This is a genomic window from Tenacibaculum sp. Mcav3-52 (genome assembly GCF_022347665.1).
Lineage (GTDB): Bacteria > Bacteroidota > Bacteroidia > Flavobacteriales > Flavobacteriaceae > Polaribacter > Polaribacter mesophilus.
Genome location: NZ_JAKRGE010000003.1, coordinates 242,800 through 262,909, shown reverse-complemented (window position 1 = coordinate 262,909; position 20,110 = coordinate 242,800). Strand labels below are relative to the sequence as shown.

At 29.0% G+C, this 20,110-nt stretch carries 18 protein-coding genes; 5 read left to right on the top strand and 13 right to left on the bottom strand.

Going from position 1 to position 20,110, the window contains the following annotated elements:
* Positions 1-210 precede the first annotated feature (210 nt).
* The 4 genes from MHM83_RS10305 to MHM83_RS10290 form a co-directional block, all read right to left on the bottom strand.
* Positions 211-1,764 (bottom strand): tetratricopeptide repeat protein, encoded by a 1,554-nt coding sequence (locus tag MHM83_RS10305; RefSeq protein WP_239179616.1) that lies wholly within the window; start codon positions 1,762-1,764, stop codon positions 211-213.
* Between the two features lie 469 nt (positions 1,765-2,233).
* The gene (typA, locus tag MHM83_RS10300; RefSeq protein WP_239179615.1) at positions 2,234-4,003 is read right to left on the bottom strand and encodes a translational GTPase TypA; all 1,770 of its coding nucleotides are present in this window, start codon (positions 4,001-4,003) and stop codon (positions 2,234-2,236) included.
* A gap of 200 nt (positions 4,004-4,203) precedes the next feature.
* Positions 4,204-4,512, bottom strand: a complete 309-nt coding sequence (locus tag MHM83_RS10295; protein ID WP_159615598.1) for an LETM1 domain-containing protein — start codon at positions 4,510-4,512, stop codon at positions 4,204-4,206.
* Complete coding sequence (locus tag MHM83_RS10290; protein WP_047788870.1) at positions 4,512-5,678, bottom strand: proline dehydrogenase family protein; 1,167 nt, start codon at positions 5,676-5,678, stop codon at positions 4,512-4,514. The genes MHM83_RS10295 and MHM83_RS10290 overlap by 1 nt, the downstream gene beginning before the upstream one ends.
* A gap of 102 nt (positions 5,679-5,780) precedes the next feature.
* Between MHM83_RS10290 and aroB the strand changes: the two genes are divergently transcribed.
* A complete protein-coding gene (gene aroB, locus MHM83_RS10285) occupies positions 5,781-6,839 on the top strand; it encodes a 3-dehydroquinate synthase (RefSeq protein ID WP_159615600.1) in 1,059 nt (352 codons plus the stop codon).
* 29 nt (positions 6,840-6,868) lie between these two features.
* Here the strand turns inward: aroB and MHM83_RS10280 are convergent, their stop codons facing one another.
* The 4 genes from MHM83_RS10280 to MHM83_RS10265 form a co-directional block, all read right to left on the bottom strand.
* On the bottom strand, positions 6,869-7,756 hold the full coding sequence (locus tag MHM83_RS10280; RefSeq protein ID WP_239179614.1) for a mechanosensitive ion channel family protein: 888 nt from the start codon (positions 7,754-7,756) through the stop codon (positions 6,869-6,871).
* Positions 7,757-7,808: 52 nt separating this feature from the next.
* The gene (locus tag MHM83_RS10275) at positions 7,809-8,312 is read right to left on the bottom strand and encodes a Dps family protein (RefSeq protein ID WP_047788873.1); all 504 of its coding nucleotides are present in this window, start codon (positions 8,310-8,312) and stop codon (positions 7,809-7,811) included.
* 157 nt (positions 8,313-8,469) lie between these two features.
* Positions 8,470-9,018: a hypothetical protein gene (locus MHM83_RS10270; protein ID WP_239179613.1), complete on the bottom strand. Its 549-nt coding sequence runs from the start codon at positions 9,016-9,018 to the stop codon at positions 8,470-8,472.
* 256 nt (positions 9,019-9,274) lie between these two features.
* Positions 9,275-9,436 (bottom strand): DUF1328 family protein, encoded by a 162-nt coding sequence (locus MHM83_RS10265; RefSeq protein WP_047788875.1) that lies wholly within the window; start codon positions 9,434-9,436, stop codon positions 9,275-9,277.
* 468 nt (positions 9,437-9,904) lie between these two features.
* Here MHM83_RS10265 and MHM83_RS10260 point away from each other — a divergent pair, with 468 nt between their 5' ends.
* On the top strand, positions 9,905-10,549 hold the full coding sequence (locus MHM83_RS10260) for an SOS response-associated peptidase family protein (RefSeq protein WP_159616188.1): 645 nt from the start codon (positions 9,905-9,907) through the stop codon (positions 10,547-10,549).
* A gap of 2 nt (positions 10,550-10,551) precedes the next feature.
* Here MHM83_RS10260 and MHM83_RS10255 read toward each other — a convergent pair whose 3' ends face one another.
* Positions 10,552-11,358, bottom strand: coding sequence for a patatin-like phospholipase family protein (locus MHM83_RS10255; RefSeq protein ID WP_239179612.1), 807 nt, complete (start codon positions 11,356-11,358; stop codon positions 10,552-10,554).
* A 684-nt stretch (positions 11,359-12,042) separates the two neighbouring features.
* Between MHM83_RS10255 and MHM83_RS10250 the strand changes: the two genes are divergently transcribed.
* Entirely contained in the window at positions 12,043-12,495 is a 453-nt protein-coding gene (locus MHM83_RS10250; RefSeq protein ID WP_047788877.1) for a ferritin-like domain-containing protein, read from the top strand.
* Between the two features lie 46 nt (positions 12,496-12,541).
* Here MHM83_RS10250 and bshA read toward each other — a convergent pair whose 3' ends face one another.
* Both bshA and MHM83_RS10240 read right to left on the bottom strand, forming a co-directional pair.
* Positions 12,542-13,672, bottom strand: coding sequence for an N-acetyl-alpha-D-glucosaminyl L-malate synthase BshA (gene bshA / locus MHM83_RS10245; protein ID WP_239179611.1), 1,131 nt, complete (start codon positions 13,670-13,672; stop codon positions 12,542-12,544).
* Between the two features lie 139 nt (positions 13,673-13,811).
* The gene (locus tag MHM83_RS10240; protein ID WP_239179610.1) at positions 13,812-14,657 is read right to left on the bottom strand and encodes a transketolase; all 846 of its coding nucleotides are present in this window, start codon (positions 14,655-14,657) and stop codon (positions 13,812-13,814) included.
* Positions 14,658-14,811: 154 nt separating this feature from the next.
* Here MHM83_RS10240 and MHM83_RS10235 point away from each other — a divergent pair, with 154 nt between their 5' ends.
* Positions 14,812-15,999 carry a hypothetical protein gene (locus MHM83_RS10235; protein WP_173360868.1) on the top strand — a complete coding sequence of 396 codons (1,188 nt, stop codon included), beginning with the start codon at positions 14,812-14,814 and terminating at the stop codon, positions 15,997-15,999.
* 61 nt (positions 16,000-16,060) lie between these two features.
* Here MHM83_RS10235 and MHM83_RS10230 read toward each other — a convergent pair whose 3' ends face one another.
* Both MHM83_RS10230 and dnaB read right to left on the bottom strand, forming a co-directional pair.
* Entirely contained in the window at positions 16,061-17,245 is a 1,185-nt protein-coding gene (locus MHM83_RS10230) for a hypothetical protein (RefSeq protein ID WP_047788881.1), read from the bottom strand.
* Between the two features lie 147 nt (positions 17,246-17,392).
* Positions 17,393-18,907, bottom strand: coding sequence for a replicative DNA helicase (gene dnaB / locus MHM83_RS10225; protein ID WP_047788883.1), 1,515 nt, complete (start codon positions 18,905-18,907; stop codon positions 17,393-17,395).
* Positions 18,908-19,034: 127 nt separating this feature from the next.
* On the opposite strand from dnaB, the gene MHM83_RS10220 reads away from it, so the two are divergent.
* On the top strand, positions 19,035-20,108 hold the full coding sequence (locus MHM83_RS10220) for a DUF3810 domain-containing protein (RefSeq protein ID WP_239179609.1): 1,074 nt from the start codon (positions 19,035-19,037) through the stop codon (positions 20,106-20,108).
* The last annotated feature ends 2 nt before the right edge of the window (positions 20,109-20,110 follow it).

Here is a 20,110-nt window from a genome sequence, read left to right as displayed (position 1 = left end):
CTCAAACGGGTTTAAAATATATCTTGATTTTATTCAATACATTTTCAGCTCGCCTGAGTGCAAGTATGAAAATGATGATGATGTAATTGAATAAAATTCATTTCTTCGTTTTTGTTGTTACAAATATTTGAAATAAAAATTGAATTATGCAAGTTATTTTTAAACTTTTAAATAAAAAAGTAACATAGAATAGTTTTATTAATTAACTTTTTACAAACTACTTAGTAAATCATACAAATTTTCTTCCTTCTCTAACCCCATTTTTTTCTTTATTCTATACCTTGCTGTTTCAACACTTCTTGGAGATACATTTATAAGTTGTGCTACTTCCTTATTCTTTAAATTTAAAACAATATAAGTACAGTGTTTAAGATCATTAACAGAAAGTATTGGTGCTACTTTTTTTAACTTATTAAAAAATTCAGGTCTAATTTTCTCAAACTGTATTTTAAAATCTTCCCATAATTCTTCTTCAGAAATTAATGTTTTTAATTTCCTCCTAATAGTCATTAAATATTTTGATGCCTTAGAATTATTATCCATATAAATATCAATCTCATTAATAATTTTATTTATAGCATCATTATAGGTTGATATTTTTAAAACTCTGGAAAATAAAGATTGTTCATTTAATTTTAATAAACTTTCTATTTCTTTTTTTGAAACTAAAAGATCTTTATTTTTTGTTTTAAGGTTAGATACTAAAATCTTTAATTCTTCATTGAGCTTCTTAATTTCAATATTCTTTTTTTTATTTATTATCCATGAATTATAAAAAAAGAATGTTAAAATTAACATCAATACAATAATTAAAAAACTTAGAAAAATCTTTTCGTTTTGTTCTACAATCACAATATCTTTTTCTTGTTTTAATTTATTTTCTAAATTTAATTCTTTAATAAAAGATTTTTCTAATTTTTTTTCTCTAATTACATTATCTTTTTGTAAACTTGTATTAGCCTTTTTATAACTATTTATTGCTTTAACATACTTTTTTTTTGACTCATAAAGTTTACCATAGGCTTTATTAATTAAAGCGTTGGCGTAAAAATCATTTTTTAAAAAGCTATTACTAGCTTTTTTTAAATTAAAAAGAGCTGTTTTATTGTCTTTAAGTTCTAGACTATTATCTGCGATAAAATAGTATAAACGCCCAATTCCTTTTTTCTTATTATTTTTTAATAATTCCAAACAAATATTAGCATACTTTGAAGATTCTTTCCATTTCTTCATTTTTCTAGCATTAACTACAAGGTTATAATATGAATGGATTAATTGGTTTTTACATGAAAAAGTCTTATTCTTTGATTCTTTTATTTTAGAATATATATCAATTGCTTTCTTATAAAATTGATGAGCTTCTAAATATTTTTTCTCTTGAGAATACATAATTCCTCTTAGATTATATAAAACTGCTTTTAGAAAATAATCATTAGTTTTTTCTGCTAACTCAAATGATTCTAAAAAATATTTTTCTGCTTTTTTATATCTATGTAAATAAAAATTATTAATCCCTTTAAAGTAGAGGACTTTACTATTTATAGATTCTTCTTCTATATTTTTTTTATTTAATTTTATCAGTTGTAAAGTGCTATCAAGTAATCGTGCACTTTCTTTGTTTTGATATAAATAAAATGCCTGAGTAATTTTTTCTTTATAGTTTTTATCATCATGATGATAAGTATGATACTTTAATGTAAGTATTGGTGTAACATTACCCCCTAAACATAAAAACAAACTGTAAATTAATATTTTATTCATCATAATAATATGCTTTATAAAATTATTAATTGCAATAATAACAAAAGATAGTTTAATGAATATTTCAAAGTAGTTTTTTAATATTATCAAAAGCATCATATTATCCTTCAATTATACTACATGTTTATTTTTAACTCTCTTTATTCATAATTAATTTATTTTTCTAAAAAGAAAAGCACTACAATGCTACTACATCAGGATTTAACAGTTGTCTAACTACTATTTTTGTTGAAGTAAATTTGTTGTTTGCTATTTTAAATAGATTTAATTTTAAGCTATCAAAACATAATGTTTCCTCTTAAAGTATTATATTTTTTTCGTTTTGATAGCTTTTAATTTAGTGTTAAAGAACTTCTGTTCTTCCCCTGATTTTATTCTACTTCAAAAATCTTACTTTTATACAGTAGAATAGCGTAAAAAATAAAGAGCCACCTATAGGTGACTCTTTATTTATTTTAGTCTAAAATAACTTTTATCTAAAATTAATTTTACGCATACGTAAACTTTCTGGGGTAACTTCTAAATACTCATCTGGTCTAATATACTCCATACATTCTTCTAATGAGAAATCAATTTTTGGAGCAATTTTCACGCCGTCATCTGAACCTGAAGCACGTACGTTAGTTAACTTCTTTCCTTTAATTAAGTTAACTGCCATATCATCTGCCTTGGCATTTTCACCTACCACCTGACCTTTGTAAATCTCTTGGTTTGGATCAATAAAGAAACGTCCTCTATCTTGTAAACGGTCAATTGCATAAGCAGTTGCTTTTCCTGTTTCAGAAGAAACAATAGCACCTTTTAACTCTTCTGCAAACTCTCCTTTATAAGGTCCATATTCGCTGAATCGGTGGTTTATAATTGCTTGACCAGCTGTTGCTGTTAATATTTTATTACGTAAACCAATTAATCCTCTTGATGGAATGGTAAATTCTAAATGTTGTAAATCTCCTTTTGGCTCCATTACTAATAAGTCTCCTTTACGTAAAGAAACTAAGTTAATTGCTTTAGAAGCTACATCTTCAGGAACATCAATTGATAATGTTTCGTATGGTTCACACTTAACTCCGTCAATCTCTTTTAAAATTACTTGAGGACGACCTACTTGTAATTCGTATCCTTCACGACGCATCGTTTCAATTAATACTGATAAGTGTAATACTCCACGTCCGAAAACGTTAAACTTATCCTCTGTATCTGTTTCATCAACACGTAACGCTAAGTTTTTCTCCATCTCTTTAAATAAGCGATCACGTAAGTGACGAGACGTTACAAACTTACCTTCTTTACCAAAGAATGGAGAGTTATTAATAGTAAATAACATACTCATAGTAGGTTGATCTACTTCAATTCTTGGTAAAGCTTCTGGATTATCTACATCAGCAATAGTATCTCCAATTTCAAAATCATCTAAACCTGTTACTGCACAAATATCTCCACTACGAACTTTTTCTGCTTCAGCCTTACCCATTCCTTCAAAAACGTGTAATTCTTTAATACGGACTTTTTTCGTACTTCCATCTGCTTTACAAAGCATGTAGTCTTTGTTCTTTTCTAAATCTCCACGGTAAACACGTCCAATAGCTATTCTTCCTTTAAATGAAGAATAATCTAACGATGTAATTTGCATTTGAGGAGATCCTTCACGATATGGTGCTTCTGGAATTGTTTCTAAAACAGCATCTAACAAAGGAACAATATCTTCAGTTGGTTTTTGCCAATCTGTACTCATCCAACCATTTTTAGCTGAACCGTAAATAGTTGTAAAGTCTAATTGATCTTCATTTGCTTCTAAAGCAAACATTAAATCAAATACTTTTTCGTGTACTAAGTCTGGTGTACAGTTTTCTTTATCTACTTTGTTTACTACTACAATAGGAGTTAACCCTAATTCAATAGCTTTTCCTAATACGAAACGTGTTTGAGGCATTGGTCCTTCAAAAGCATCAACCAATAATAAAACTCCGTCTGCCATTTTTAGTACACGTTCTACTTCTCCACCAAAATCAGCGTGACCAGGAGTATCAATTACATTAATCTTCACCCCTTTGTAGTTTACGGATACATTTTTAGATAAAATGGTAATACCACGTTCACGTTCTAAGTCGTTATTATCTAATAATAAATCAGTACGCTCTTTACGTTCATCTAAAATTTTAGCTTGATCTATAATTTTGTCTACCAAGGTTGTCTTTCCGTGGTCAACGTGTGCTATAATAGCAATGTTTCTTATTGATTGCATTCGTGCTTATTTTGAAGCTGCAAAAGTAGTGTTTTATTGCTTACGATTTACGAAATTTTATTTATGAATTCGTAATATTTTATTTAAAGCTTTACAAAAAGTACTTTTTTATAACAATATACTACTATTTCTACTTTCATTTAAAGGAATTTTGTAGCTTTAATTAATGCCTAAAAAGGGAATAATAGATAATTTTTGTACTATTTTAACTTTCTATTTTCTAGCTCTTCATCATCTTCTCTAAAAGCACTAGGTAAAATATCAGGAATTAATTTTATAAGTAAAGGCAAAAGTAATGCTCCTCCTGGTAGCATAAACACTGTAAAGGCAGGAATTGCTTTACAAATATCAAGTGTTTGTTCTTTTACTTTTGCCTTTTCTTCGTCTGTTAATGAAGTTGTTAGTGATTTTCTAACAAGAAATATAAGCTCTCTACTTTCTTGAAACTCTTTTGCTAATCTTTTTTTATTTTTATAGATAGCTTCTTTTATTTCATCAACTGTATTCATTAAAGCTTTCTACGTGCTTTTTCAGTTTTAAGTAAATTCAATTCTCTGGAAGTTTGCCCAGCTACTGAAGTGTTTTCTTCTGCTCTTCGAATTAGGTATGGCATCACATCACGAACAGGTCCGAATGGAACATACTTCGCTACATTATATCCTTCTTTGGCTAAATTGAAACTAATATGATCACTCATACCATATAATTGACCAAACCACATGCGTTTATCATCTTTAGCAATATTATGTTCTTTAGCTAAATCCATTAATAAATATGAACTTTCTTCATTGTGAGTTCCTGCAAAAATTGCCATATTTTTATGGTCCATCATATAACGAACTGCTTCATTATAATTGTCATCTGTTGCTTGTTTGTCCACACAGATAGGAGACTCGTAACCATTTTCTTTAGCTCTTTCACGCTCTTTTTCCATATAAGCTCCACGAACAACTTTCATTCCAATATGATATCCCTTTTGGTGAGCTCTTTGGTGTAGCTTTCGTAGATATTCCATACGATCATGACGATACATTTGTAGTGTATTGAAAACAATGGCTTTTTCTTTATTGTAAATTTCCATTAACTCCTCAATTAAATCATCTGCAGCATCTTGCATCCAGCTTTCTTCTGCATCAATTAGTAATGGAACATCTTTTTCTTTTGCAGCCTTACACACGGTATGAAAACGCTCTACAACTCTATCCCACTCTACTTTTTCTTCTGAAGTAAACTCTTTTCCTTCAGTTAATTTTTGATATAAAGCGAAACGTCCGAAACCTGTAGGTTTAAAAACTGCATAAGGAATAGATTGCTTTTCTTCAGCAAAATTGATTGTTTTCAACGTCATTTTTAAAGCATCATCAAACTGGGCTTCATCTTCCTTCCCTTCTACTGAATAATCTAAAACACTGTGTACATTACCTTGTTCGTACATTTTTTCGATATTAGGTAAGCAATCATCTTCACTTACTCCTCCACAAAAATGATCAAAAACTGTTGAACGGATTAATCCTTCAACTGGTAAGTGTGCTTTTAAAGCAAAGTTTGTTACCGCTGTACCTATTCGAACCATCGGTTGGCTCTGAATCATTTTAAACAAAAAATATGCACGTTCTAACTCTGAGTCAGATTTTAATTTAAAAGCAGTTTCTGTATTATCAAAAAGTCTCATTATCGAGGTAATATTATTTCTTTATTTATTGAGACAAATATAATTGAGTAGACTGATATATTTTAATTTTTTCTATTTAATTTCGCCTTATATTTTTTTGTTATTATGACCACAATTAATGCAGCAACATACCCTATTCATTTTGAAGAAAAAGGCTATAATGAATTAACCTATTTAGTTTCTGAAAGAAACTATTCTTCAGTTTTTATTTTAGTGGATGACAACACTTTAGATTGTTGCTATCCTCGATTTATTCAGTTATTTGCTACAGATAAACCTATTGAAGTCATTCAAATTGATGCTGGTGAAGTTCATAAAAACATAGAAACTTGTATGGGAGTTTGGAATGTAATGACTGAATTAGGAGCTGATAGAAAAAGCTTATTAATTACCTTAGGTGGTGGTGTGATTACTGATTTAGGTGGTTTTGTTGCATCTACATTTAAACGTGGAATTGATTTTGTGAATATTCCTACAACCTTATTAAGCATGGTAGATGCTTCTGTTGGCGGAAAAACAGGTGTTGATTTAGGTGTATTAAAAAACCAGATTGGTGTATTTGCTAATCCAGAGTTAATTATTATTGATCCTGAATACTTACACACCGTAACTCCCAGAGAAATTCGTTCTGGTACTGCGGAAATTATTAAGTATGGAATGACCCACGACATCAAGTTATTTAATGAAATTAAAGATAACGATAAACTTAATATTGTTGATTTGATTCATCGTTCTATAGAAATTAAGAATGAAGTTGTTTTAGAAGACCCTAAAGAACAAGGTGTTCGTAAGGTTTTAAACTGGGGACATACTATTGGGCATGGTGTAGAGTCTTATTTTTTAGAGAACCCGAAAAAGGAAGCTCTAACACATGGTGAAGCTATTGCCATTGGAATGGTTTGTGAAGCTTACTTATCATCAAAAGTATTAGATTTTCCTGAAGATAAAGTCTCTGAAATAAAAGATGCTATTATTAAAATTTATGGTAAAGTAGCATTGGTAGAAGAAGACTTTCAGCCTATTCTTAAATTGATGAAACATGATAAAAAGAATATAGGAGGAGAAATTAACTTTGTGCTTCTTAACGATTATGAAGATTTTAAAATAAACAGTAAAGCTTCTGATGATTTAATTAGGGAGAGTCTTAGTTATTATAACTCATAAAAAAAAAGCAACCCCGTGGGTTGCTTTTTTTATTTTGTTACTGTAATTGGAATACTGTCTTGTGAACCGTATAGTTTTATTTCTGTAATATCTGCAGGCATGTTTAGCCCGTTTTTTATTATCACGTTTTTTACGTTTTTAATTACATCACTTTTAACTTCGAGTGCGCCTCGTTTGTATTCTTTAGTTTTGGTCCAAAAAATAACTTTTAAATTTACAGTACTTACTCCTAAACCGTCTACCGTAACAAAACATTGATGTTTATCTGTATCAATAACTCCTAAAGTATTAACTACCGCATTTATGATTACTTTTTTTGCTGTATCTATGTCATCATCATAATCAATCCCAACCACAAAGTCTGAACGGTAAAAACCATCTTCAGTATAGTTATATACAGCTTTCTTTACAATGTCACTATTGGGAATGTATACATCTCTTCCATCGAATGTTTTTAATTTGGTAAATCTAAATTCCATCATTTTTACTTTACCAAAAATATCTCCAATCATTACTGTATCATTAACATCGAAAGGGCGATTAAAGGATAGTATTACTCCTGAGATAAAATTCTCTCCTACATCTTTAAAAGCAAATCCAAAAATTATAGCTGAGGCTCCAGCTGCAGTTAACAATCCAGCAGCAATGCCTCCTAAACCTGCTATCTTTAAAGCAAGCATGATTACCAAAATACTAAAACTAATTTTTATTGTTTTGGCTAAAAAATTAGTCATTAAAGGATCATTTGTTTTCTTAGAAATTGTTTTTCTAAAAAAATTTGATATAAGATTAGCAATAATAATACCTACAGCCACTATAAGAATAGCTATAATTATTTTTGGAATTTGGTTTATAAACTCATTCCAGTATAATTGAACAGATTCTTTTAATTTGGCTATGGTGCTGCTAAAATTCATGTAGGAGAAAGTAGTTTTTGTTTTTAGTTATTAGATAAATTCAACAATAATTTTATGACAATACAATATCTTCATTTAATTGCTCTACGGTACTTTTGCTCCAAGCGTTCAACATCCAACTTGTTTTTTCTAAAGAAGCAATATATCCTCCCATTAAATCTATCGTTCCCTCATCTTCTGCTTCTTCCGCTTTTTTTATCACATTTGCCATTTGCTTTAATAATGTTTTATGATCATCTAATAAAATATAAATCATATCACTATCTGTTTGAAAAGGACTTTCTTCTGATATATTTGCTATTTTTAAATACTTACTATATCTACTAATTGGATGATATTGTAAAGTTAAAATACGTTCTGCGATCTCATCTATTTTAACTCTAGCATCACTATACATTTCTTCAAATTTTTCATGTAGTTCAAAAAAGTTTTTCCCCACAATATTCCAATGAAAATTTCTTAACTTTTGATAGTATATGTGATATTCAGCCAATAATTGGTTTAATTCTTTTGCTACTGGTAATACTTTTTCTGTTTGTATGTTTAAATAATTCATTTTACTGTGTGTGTTTTTTGTTAATAATTAATTATGTTACAAAACTACTTAAGAACTTAAGCCTAAGTTTGCTTATTTAATACGAATCTTTGCTCATTTAATTTTAACCTTTTAGTAATAAAAAAAGGATGAAATTATCACTTATTAGTTTTATAAATTACATTTTAAAGGTTTCAAAAATGGCTTGTTCCAAGTTATTAGATTCTTGATTTTTATATTCAATAATAAAATCACCATATTTATTAAAATAACCTACGCCATTAAAATCCTTACCTTCTACTACATAAAAGTTATTATTAATAGATTTTATAGCTCTTGCTGATGTTATATCCTCATTATTAAGCTCATATGTGATTAGTAAATTATTTTGATCAATTAAAAAGTCATACTTATTACCTTTATACTTAAAATATTTTACTTTTGCTTTTGAGTCATAAAAAATATCAGAATCATTATCTACCATAATGGTTTTATCTACTGTGATTGGAGACTCTACTACATCTTGATTAAGTTTATTCTTTTGATTGGGATTAAACTTAGTTTGTTTTTCTTTTTTTGTTACTACTTTTACTTTTGTATCATAAATCAAACCTTTTTCATTAATCTTTTTTGCTTTTTTTACTTCAGTCGTTTTTATTACTTCCGTTTGCGCGTTTAAAGAGGTAATACTTCCTGTAAGCAATAATCCCATTATTATTTTTTTCATTTTAATCTATTTTAAAATTACAAGTAACTTTATTTGAGATGTGTACTTTTTAACACCTGAAATATATTTTATATATTCCTATACATTTTCGCTATGAAACAACGATTTGTAATATCTATTACAAAATTAACGTAGGTTTACTTACGTGTTTTGCTCATTTAATTTTGTTTTTTGCTCACTTAATAAATAAAACTTATTTATAAATAAAAAAAAAGCGTGAAAACTCACGCTTTTTAATACTCTATTCTTTATTTTTTTAAACTTTTCTTTTACCTGTAAATAAGGATATAATAAATAAAATTATAAAAATAAAGAATGCTATTTTAGCAAACCCTGCGGCTGCTCCTGCTATTCCTCCAAATCCTAAAATACCGGCTATGATTGCTATTATTATAAAAGTGACTGTCCAACGTAACATATTATTAAAATTTTAAATTAGTGTTTATAAAGTACATCTTTTGTACAGTTACAAAATTAACTAGATAGCTTGTTTTATATTTACTCATTTAGTTTTGTTCTTAACTCATATAAAAATATACTCATTAAATTTAACAGACTTCAAACTAACTTTATTAGTTAACAAACTAAAATATAATCTCTTGTTAATTGTTACACTTAACTTAATATGAAATGAGTCAATATCTATTTCTAAAGAACAAAGATTGACTCTTTTAACAATATAGTTTTGCAACAAACAAAATATAAATAATAAGTATGAAAAAAAGTAATGAAGATTTTAAAATAATTAAAGAGAATCCTGACTCTAAGCATAAAAATTATATTTTTCAAAACAATAAAATAACTAGAATAGCCTTTTATATTATACTTTCTTGTTTATTAATAGGTATTACTCTCATTTTTATTTTTAATAACCAACAGTAGCTTTATGATTTATAAGCTATCAAACATAGCAAGTATAGAACGTATTGAAACCTTTACAAAACTCCCTTTTAAGTATCCTTATTTACATAAACCTAAAAGAAAAATTAATGGTTTAAAAGAACAAACAGTTTGTATAATTAATATGGAAAATCCTAATCAAATTATGCAAGCCATTTGGGGGCTACTTCCTCAAAATTATGGAGATAATTGGAATAAGTTTCAACATATAAAACAAACACTACATATAAATAAGGAAGGTATTAAAAATAATATACTTTTTAAAGAAGCTCTTTATTTACGAAGGTGTTTATTTATCGTAACTGGTTTTTATATCCATAAAGTTATTAATGGAGTTGTAGAGAATTATTTAGTAGAAAAAGACAATCAAGAACCCTTTTATTTAGCGGGTTTATATAACATTACCAACGATGGCTTTTATACATGTTCAGTTATTAACACCAAACTAATTGGAAAACTTAATGACTTTAATAATCTTTATCAGGTAATGCCCATACAAATTCCTGAAATTTTTAAAAATATGTGGTTAAATAAAAAATCAGAAATTATAGATATAAATTACCTTATGAGTACACCTTACATTACAAATTTAAAGGTACAGAGAATAGCTTCTAAAAAAGAAAATGTTTGAAATTAATTTATTCTTTCTTCTAGTTTTTTATTTATGTACTTTTTTGCTGTTTCATATATTGAATCTACTTCTTTAGTGCTAAAACCGCTAAACTCACCTAAAGGAAAACAAATAGTAGCATAAGTTTCAAAAAACTTATATTCTTCAGATGATAGCATTAAAAGTTTAGATGTATGTGCTAAAACTTTCAAAGTGGTATTTAGTTCCTCACTTGTTTTTTCAGAAGGATATACTACATAACTTCCCACTATTGGATATTCTGACTGTTTAAAGGGAGTTGTAGGAAAGTTATCTATAATTCCACCATCAGAATAAAGTGCATCTCCAATTTTTACAGGATTGAATAAACCTGGTAATGCACATGATGCTAAAACAGGTTTTAGTAAACTTCCTTCATTAAAGTACTCTGTAGTTCCTTTATTTAAATTAGTTGTAGAAACTATTAAAGGTATTTCTAGATCTTCAAAGGTTGGTTTTATTTTATCGTCAATTAATCTTGCATAATTGGATGAATTAAAAATTCCTGGTTTAGCAATTGTTATCCAAGAAAACTGAAATATTTCAGTATTTTTAAAAAAGTTTAATATTTCTTTTGGTTTCATTCCAGAAGTATACATTGCTCCTACCAATGAACCAGCGCTACAAGCTGAAATTGAATTAATTTTAATATTTAACTCTTCTAACTTTTCTAATAAAGCAATATGAGCTACACCTTTTTCGGCTCCTCCACTTAATACTAAATTTATAGGCACTTTTGTGTCCAGGTTTTTTATTTTTTCAAAAGAACATTTATATTTTTCTTTAATCATTTTTTTAGCTCTTTTTTAGTTTTACTTATCTATTTTTTTAAAATTTTATTTTGGATAATTTTAATTTTTTCTACAAAACTGCTATCAATACTTAAAACTTATTTTTTACTTCTTTTCATCGAGTTAATCATAATATCTATAATCTTTTTGTTCTTGCTAAACTATTTCTAATATGTTTAAGACGCTATACCAATAACACATTCTTTTAATGATATAAAATTACATTTTTTTGCTTAATGTATTCTATCTTTTCTACAAACATTTGATTTTAACAAGAGTTTTGTATATGAGCAAAAAAAGAAAAGATATGAGCTAAACAGCATTTCAAGTAAATATTAATTTTATAATGTAATTAATTAGTCATAAAAATATTAAGCGTTTTTATTTACACATTTATGACTTAAAATATTATGAATAAAATAATGATAAACACTGTTTATTCTTACTGATATCATATTAATAAGCTAGGATTTTTATAAAAAATCTTAACACTTTAGATTACATATTATTTAACATTTTTGAGTTTAACTCTCAAAATAATAACAATACTTATGTAAGCTTAGGAATTAGTACCATTATTTTAATTGGTTCTTTTTCTCAAAAAAGAGGGCGGTGTTCTAACTTGATGGTATTTGGGTAAACATCAATAAAAAATTACTCATTAATTTAAAAAACTTAAAATATATGTATAGTTACACAGAAGAAGTATCAAATAAGTTAAACGGATTATTAGAAAAAAATTATGATGCTGCAAAAGGGTATAAAACAGCTGCAGAAAATGTAAATAGTGAAACATTAACAAATCTTTTTGTTCGTAAAGCCAATGAACGTGAAATGTTTGGTAAACAGTTAAAATCAGAAATAAAATCTTTTGGTCAGTCTCCTGAAAAAGGAGGTAGTTTAACGGGAACAGCACACAGGGCTTGGATGAATACCAAAGCTTTTTTCTCAAATGAAAGTGAAGAAGCTATATTAGAAGAGGCTTTAAGAGGTGAAAAAGCTTCACTTGAAGAATATAATGAAGTAATTAACTCTGAAGAACATTTACCAAACTCTACAACTAATTTATTAAAATCTCAAAGAGACATTATATTAAATGATGCTATATTAGTAAAAGAACTAGAAAAAATTAAATAGTGATAGTTTTTAATTAAAAAAAGGAGAGTTGATAACTCTCCTTTTTTTATGCTTCTACTGAACATTTTTTATAAAGTCTCTCATAAGCTGGGAGAATATTATTTAGTGAAAATAGCTTAATATGTTCTTTTGCATTTTCTTTAAACTCATTCAAAACTTTATCTTCTTTTAAAATATTAATAGCATTATTAGCCATACCTTCAATATCACCTAATTTACTTAAAAAGCCTGTTACACCATGAATATTAACTTCTGGCAAACCTCCTGTATTTGTGGATATAACTACTGTGCTTGCAGCCATGGCTTCTAAAGCTGCTAACCCGAAGCTTTCCGTTTCAGATGGTAATAAAAACACATCGGTATAACATAATATTTTTGCTACTTCTGTACTATTCCCCATAAAAAGCACTTTGTCTTCGATTTCTAACTCTTTAGCTAAGTTCTCAGCTTTTAAACGCTCAGGGCCATCACCAACCATTAATAATTTTGATGGAACTTCTTCTTGAACCCTATTAAAAATTCGAATTACATCATCAGTACGCTTTACAGGCCTAAAGTTACTTATATGTGTTAGGATTTTTTCCTCCGGTTTAGCTAGCGCTTCTCTTTTACACTCTCCCTCATGAGCTCTATCATATTTTTCTCCATCAATAAAATTGTACACCACTTTAATATCTTTATCAATATTAAATAACCTAAGAGTATCTTCCTTTAAACTTTTAGACACTGCGGTAACTTCATCTGATTTATTTATACTAAATTCTACTGCGGTTTTGTAGGTTGGATGGCTTCCTACCAAAGTAATATCTGTACCATGCAATGTTGTTACTACTTTTATGTCAATTCCTTTATCTTCAAGCATTTTTTTTGCCATGTAAGCAGCATAGGCATGCGGAATAGCATAATGTACGTGTAACACTTCAAGTTCATATTTTTGAACTACTTCCACCATTTTACTTGATAAAGCTAATTCATAAGGTTGATATTGAAATAAAGGGTACTCTTCTAAAACAACTTCGTGGAAATGCAAACGATGAGAAAAGAAATCTAATCGAACAGGCTGATTGTACGTTATAAAATGTACCTCGTGCCCCTTATCTGCTAATGCCATTCCTAATTCGGTTGCTACTACTCCACTTCCTCCAAAGGTAGGATAACATACAATTCCTATTTTCATCTGTATCTATTTGGTTATTTTATATGATTACAGACGTAAATTTACGGTTTTACTTACTTCTTTTTGTAAAGTTTTTCATAAAATAAAAACGCCATTACAAAGTTGTAATGGCGCTTAAAATATTTAACTACTCTTTATTTTAGTAATCTCCTAAAGTTTCTGGGTTTTGAGCTAAAGCAACTTCTAACTGTTCATCATTAGGTGCTTTACCATGCCACGCGTGGGTATGCATCATAAAATCAACTCCATTCCCCATTTCAGTACGTAATAATACACAAACTGGCTTTCCGTTTCCTGTACGTGATTTTGCTTCTGCCATTCCTGCTAAAATAGCTTCTACATTATTTCCTTCTGCAATTTCTACAACATCCCAACCAAAAGCTTCAAATTTAGCTTTTAAGCTTCCCATGGCTAAAACTTCATCAGTAGATCCATCAATTTGCTTTTCATTTACATCTACGGTAGAAATTAAGTTATCAATCTTTTTAGCAGAAGCATACATAGCTGCTTCCCAAATCTGACCTTCTTGTAACTCTCCATCACCATGTAATGAATATACAATTTTATCATCTCCATTTAACTTTTTTGCTTCAGCAGTACCAATAGCAACACTCATACCTTGTCCTAAAGAACCTGAAGCAATACGAATACCTGGTAAATTTTCATGCGTAGTTGGGTGACCTTGCAAACGAGAGTCTAACTTTCTAAAGGTTGCCAACTCAGCTACAGGGAAAAACCCACTGTGAGCTAGTACACTGTAATATACTGGTGAAATATGTCCGTTTGACAAGAAAAATAAATCTTCATTTTTACCGTCCATAGAAAAATCGGTAGAATAATCCATAATTTCCTGATACAAACAGGTTAAAAATTCAGCACACCCTAAAGAACCTCCTGGATGACCTGAATTTACAGCATGTACCATTCGTACAATATCTCTACGAACTTGTTGTGTAAAATCTTGTAATTGTTGTGTTGTTGGCATTATTGTTTTGTTTTATACCCACAAATGTACAAAATCAACTTAGAGATTTGAAAAAAACTTGAAGTTTATAAAGTATTGTTAATTTGGTTTTTATTAACAAAAACACATTTTCAAAATTATACTATTGTTTTAATTAACAACGAAACATTTTACTATGAAAAAATTATTACTCCTTTTACTCTTGCATTTTATAAATGTAAATGCTCAAAACACCACTAAAACAGAAGATTACCAATACGTATCAACTATTACGATAGATGAAAAGAATAAAGAAATTATACCCTTTGTAAATATTTCTAATGTTAAAAGACAGATTTACAGAATTTCTAATGAAAATGGTGAAATAGAATTTCCGTATCTAACCAGTCACTTAAATGATACAATTGTTTTTAGTGGAATTGGTATTGAAACAAAGAAAATTGTTTTAAAGAATATTGCCCCTAAAGTTTTGTTAGAAAACTCTTTTGATATTTTAAATGAAGTTATTATAACAACTAAAAGATCGCCCGAATCTATACTGAAAGAAGTAATTTCAAAACTAGAAGAAAACCACCCTACGCATCCACATAATTATAAACGCTACAGCAAAATACTTTCTAATAAAAATGATATTAATATTTTTGAGTTAGAACTTGTAGCCAAAGAGTTTAGTTTTGGGTATAGACAAGAATACATAACTACTTTAGGGTTAGAACGTGTTAATTGGATAACAAAAGACACAACCAATACCTTAAAATATACTTCTCAACTTTTTGCCTATAGAGAAAATCCAATACAATATGCCAACATTTTGCATAAAAGAAAGCATAAAAAATTTACTTTAAATTTTGCTACAACCAACAAAAAAGAAGAGGAACAATATTATATTATTTCATTTAAAACCGAAAAAGATGACTGGAATTTCACTAATAAATCTTATCCTACAGCCTATTTTGGATCAATTTACATAAGAAAAAATGATTTTTCGATAGCCAAAATTATTGAAAAATGGGAAGGTATTCTTAAAAATAATGATTTAGATTATTATCTTAATAAGACTAAACATAGGAACATTATTGATATAAAATTAAAAGAACAAAGCATAGCTGTTTTCAATAAAAAAATTGAGAATAAGTACTATGTTAGTAATTTTGATTATAAAAATTATAGTGAAGTCACTTTTAACAGTAAAAAAACAATAAACTCTAGCTTTAATTCTAAAAGTTATTTATTTGATTTTGAATTAAATGATGTTAAAGAAATTTCTTACGAGAATTATGAAAATGAAAAAATAAACACTGTTTTAAATGATACCGAAATAAATACTAATTTTTGGAAAAATTTCACATTACCTGAAATGTAATCTAAGTATTGATATTAACTAAAGATTCTACCTAATTTAGAATTTCATCTCTAAATAATGCTTACGTTTTTTGCTTTTTCTTCTTAGCTGCAGGAAACAGTACATTGTTTAATATTAAACGATATCCTGGTGAGGTTGGGTGTAAATCTAATTCTGTTTTAGGATCTCCTACTCTATGCTGATAATCTTCAGGATCGTGGCCTCCGTAAAAGGTAAACATTCCTTTTCCTTTAGTTCCGTGAATATAGCGTCCTTCTCCATTGGTTTTATTTCCTCCTAAAACAATAACTGTAGATTTTATAGTATTAGGATCAAACGATGTTGTTTGTCCCATAAAACCTTTCACTAACATGGTATGATTTTGGGTTAACATGGTCGGTACTTGATCCCATTTTGCAGAAAACTCTTTTAAAACAAAGTAATCTACTTCTTTTCTTATTCTTCGTTTACGAGTCATATCTATTGAAGAAAACTCATACGTAGTAGGGTTACGAATCAATTCAAAATCTTTAAAAGCAAAGGTTTTATTAAAGTTTATTTTTGATTGATAATTAGGTTCTGAGGCATCTCCATCAAACATTCCTTCACAAATATCTACGCCATCAGCAGCCAGCGCAATATCAAAACTATCGGTCGCAGAACACATCGCAAACATAAATCCACCACCAACTACATAATCACGTATTTTCTTGGCTACAGCTCCTTTTTCTTCTGACACTTTATTGTATCCTAGTTTCTTGGCTAAAGCTTCTGCATCTTTCTTTTGTTGAATGTACCAAGGCGCTGTTCTAAAAGCTCCATAAAAACGTCCATATTGTCCTGTAAAATCTTCATGGTGTAAGTGTAACCATTCGTACAACAATAGTTTATCATTTAATACTTCTTCATCATATACTACATCAAACGGAATTTCAGCATATGTCAGTACCATGGTTACTGCATCATCCCAAGGCATTTTATCTTTTGGAGAATATACTGCTATTTTAGGTGCTTTTTCTAACGTAACTGCTTCTTGATTTTTAGAAGGCGAAGAAATTTCTTCTAAGATTAATGCTGATTTAGCATCTGAAATTATTTGATAGGAAACACCTCGTATTTTACATTCTTTTTCTACCGCTTCATTATTTTCAATTAAAAAAGCACCTCCATCATAATTTAATAACCATTTAGCTTTCAAACCATTTTGCAAAGCATAATACACAATACCATATGCTTTTAAATGATTCTTTTGATTTTCGTTACTCATAGGTACATAAATAAAGGATGCCCATAGTGAGTTTGAAAAAAGGAAAAATGTTAGTATGTAGAGAAATTGTTTCATATCAAAAACTAAAATACACAATTACTTTTTAGCAATTGTGTATTCTATAATATTTTAAGTTTTATTTAAAGATTAAAACGGAACATCATCATCACTCGGTCCAAAAGCATCTTCTGGTGAAGCAAAATTACTTGATGCTACTTCATCGTTAAATCCTGAATTCATACTCGATTGGAATTCACTACTAAACCCTTCTTCTAAATCTGAGAATTTTGCTAAGTGTCCTGTAAACTTCAAGCGAATATTATCTAATCCACCATTACGGTGTTTTGCTACAATAAACTCTCCTTGTCCTTCACATGGCGAATGATCGTCGTCATCCCATTCTGTCATACCATAATATTCAGGACGATAAATAAATGATACAATATCGGCATCCTGCTCAATCGCTCCAGATTCACGAAGATCGGATAGTAACGGACGTTTACTTCCTCCACGGGTTTCAACCGCACGCGATAACTGTGAAAGTGCAATTACAGGTACATTCAATTCTTTACCTAGTGCTTTTAAGTTACGCGAAATTGTCGAAATTTCTTGTTCACGGTTACCTCCTGCTCCTCCGGCTGTCATTAACTGTAAGTAATCAATAATTAATATTTTAACTCCGTGTTGTGACACTAAACGACGTGCTTTTGCACGTAAATCAAAAATAGATAGTGCTGGTGTATCATCAATAAAAATAGGGGCATCTGAAAGCTTTTTTACTTTTACATTCAATTGCTCCCATTCATGAGGTTCTAAGTTTCCTTTACGTAATTTTTCAGAAGTCAACCCTGTTTCTGAAGAAATCATACGAGTAATTAACTGTACTGATGACATCTCCAGCGAGAATAATGCTACTGGGTGTCCGAAATCGATTGCCATATTTTTCGCCATCGATATTACGAAAGCCGTTTTACCCATACCAGGACGTGCTGCAATAATTATTAAATCGGTAGGTTGCCAACCTGAGGTTAATGCATCTAGTTTGGTAAATCCGGTTGCCAAACCACTCATCCCTTCTTTGGTTGAAATTTCTTGAATCTTATTAATCGATTGCTGAACTAAAGAGTCAGCTCTTTCCGCTCCCTTTTTAAGGTTTCCTTGTGTTACTTCAAATAATTTTCCTTCGGCATCATCTAGTAAATCAAAAACATCAACAGTTTCATCGTATGCGTTTTCAATAATTTCAGAAGAAATGGTAATTAGTTTACGTTGAATGAATTTTTCTAGAATAATTCTAGAGTGAAATTCAATATGTGCAGATGAGGCTACTTTTTGAGTTAACCCAATTAAGTAAAAATCTCCCCCTGCTAAATCTAACTTTCCATTTTTCTTTAATTGATTTGATACAGAAAGTAAATCAATTGGCTCTGAGTTTTGGAAAAGCTCGTAAATAGCGGCATAAATTTCTTGGTGCCTTTTATCATAAAAAGCATCAGGATGTAAAATATCAATTACTTCATCAATCCCTTTTTTATCAATCATCATAGCCCCCAAAACAGCCTCTTCTAACTCTAAAGCCTGCGGTGGTAACTTTCCTTTTTCTAAGCTTATAATTCTAGCTTTATCTATTTTTGTTCCTTTGAGAGATTGGGTTCTTTCCATAATAGCAAAAGTAAATTTTTAAGATGATATTAGTAGAGACATTATTCAATTTTCTTTATGCACATTTTTTGTAAATAAACTGTTATTAACTTGTTGATAACGTTACAACTTTCTTATTTTTGGTGGCATGCATAACCTAAAAAAATATTTTTTTGTTGCTTTATTTCTGCCTATTCAAGTAATTTTTGTGCTTTTTATAAGCCAAAAACCACAATGGATTGAATTTTATTATAGTAATGGAATTTACCCGTATATTTCACAATTCTTTCGAATTATTCTAGGTTGGATTCCTTTTTCTGTTGGGGATATAATTGGTTTTGTTTTATTGTATCTTTTATTAAAATCTATCTATTTTTTAATTAAAAAAAGGTTTCAAAACTTCCTTCCTAAGTTAGTAAAATTTATTGCAATTTTATCTATTATTTATTTTTGTTTTTATGCTTTTTGGGGATTAAATTATTTTAGAGAGCCGTTAGCTAAAAATCTTGAGCTAAAACAATCCTCCTACACTACTGAAGAACTAATTTCAACAACTAAACAGATTGTAACAGAGCTAAACAAAATCCATTTACAAATAACAAAAAATGATTCAGTCCCTGTAATAGTTCCATATTCTCAAAGAGAAATTTATAAGTTAGCTCCTAACGGGTTTCAGGAACTTTCGAAAACATATCCCCAACTTACTTATCAAACTTCCTCAATTAAAAGCTCATTAGTTAGTTTATTTCAATCATACAATGGAACATCAGGGTACTTAAATCCAATAACAGGAGAAGCACAAGTAAATAATATGATTCCTAAAACGGGTTATCCAGCAACTACCTGTCATGAAATGGCACATCAAATTGGTTGGGCAGCTGAAAATGATGCCAATTTTGTGAGTTTTTTAGCCTCCATAGCTAATAAAGACTTGTATTTTAAGTACTCTGGATACCGTATGGCTTATAACTATTGTATTGGTCAAGTTTACAAAAGAGATAAAGCATTAGGTAAAGAAATTGCTAAGACAGTAAACAAAGGTGTTTATAAAGACTACAAGGCTACTTATTTACATTGGAAACAGTTTAAAAACCCTATTGAACCTTATTTAAAGAAGGGATACAGCTCTTACCTCAAAGCTAATAATCAATCAAAAGGGATTCAATCATATAGTTATGTTGTCGATTTATTGATTGCCTATTTTAAAAAGAAAAGTTCTTAAAA

Coding starts and splice junctions, on each gene's coding strand:
- MHM83_RS10305 (WP_239179616.1), bottom strand. CDS start 1,764: ATGATGAATAAAATATTAATTTACAGTTTGTTTTTATGTTTAGGGGGT.
- typA (WP_239179615.1), bottom strand. CDS start 4,003: ATGCAATCAATAAGAAACATTGCTATTATAGCACACGTTGACCACGGA.
- MHM83_RS10295 (WP_159615598.1), bottom strand. CDS start 4,512: ATGAATACAGTTGATGAAATAAAAGAAGCTATCTATAAAAATAAAAAA.
- aroB (WP_159615600.1), top strand. CDS start 5,781: ATGACCACAATTAATGCAGCAACATACCCTATTCATTTTGAAGAAAAA.
- MHM83_RS10280 (WP_239179614.1), bottom strand. CDS start 7,756: ATGAATTTTAGCAGCACCATAGCCAAATTAAAAGAATCTGTTCAATTA.
- MHM83_RS10275 (WP_047788873.1), bottom strand. CDS start 8,312: ATGAATTATTTAAACATACAAACAGAAAAAGTATTACCAGTAGCAAAA.
- MHM83_RS10270 (WP_239179613.1), bottom strand. CDS start 9,018: ATGAAAAAAATAATAATGGGATTATTGCTTACAGGAAGTATTACCTCT.
- MHM83_RS10265 (WP_047788875.1), bottom strand. CDS start 9,436: ATGTTACGTTGGACAGTCACTTTTATAATAATAGCAATCATAGCCGGT.
- MHM83_RS10260 (WP_159616188.1), top strand. CDS start 9,905: ATGATTTATAAGCTATCAAACATAGCAAGTATAGAACGTATTGAAACC.
- MHM83_RS10255 (WP_239179612.1), bottom strand. CDS start 11,358: ATGATTAAAGAAAAATATAAATGTTCTTTTGAAAAAATAAAAAACCTG.
- MHM83_RS10250 (WP_047788877.1), top strand. CDS start 12,043: ATGTATAGTTACACAGAAGAAGTATCAAATAAGTTAAACGGATTATTA.
- bshA (WP_239179611.1), bottom strand. CDS start 13,672: ATGAAAATAGGAATTGTATGTTATCCTACCTTTGGAGGAAGTGGAGTA.
- MHM83_RS10240 (WP_239179610.1), bottom strand. CDS start 14,657: ATGCCAACAACACAACAATTACAAGATTTTACACAACAAGTTCGTAGA.
- MHM83_RS10235 (WP_173360868.1), top strand. CDS start 14,812: ATGAAAAAATTATTACTCCTTTTACTCTTGCATTTTATAAATGTAAAT.
- MHM83_RS10230 (WP_047788881.1), bottom strand. CDS start 17,245: ATGAGTAACGAAAATCAAAAGAATCATTTAAAAGCATATGGTATTGTG.
- dnaB (WP_047788883.1), bottom strand. CDS start 18,907: ATGGAAAGAACCCAATCTCTCAAAGGAACAAAAATAGATAAAGCTAGA.
- MHM83_RS10220 (WP_239179609.1), top strand. CDS start 19,035: ATGCATAACCTAAAAAAATATTTTTTTGTTGCTTTATTTCTGCCTATT.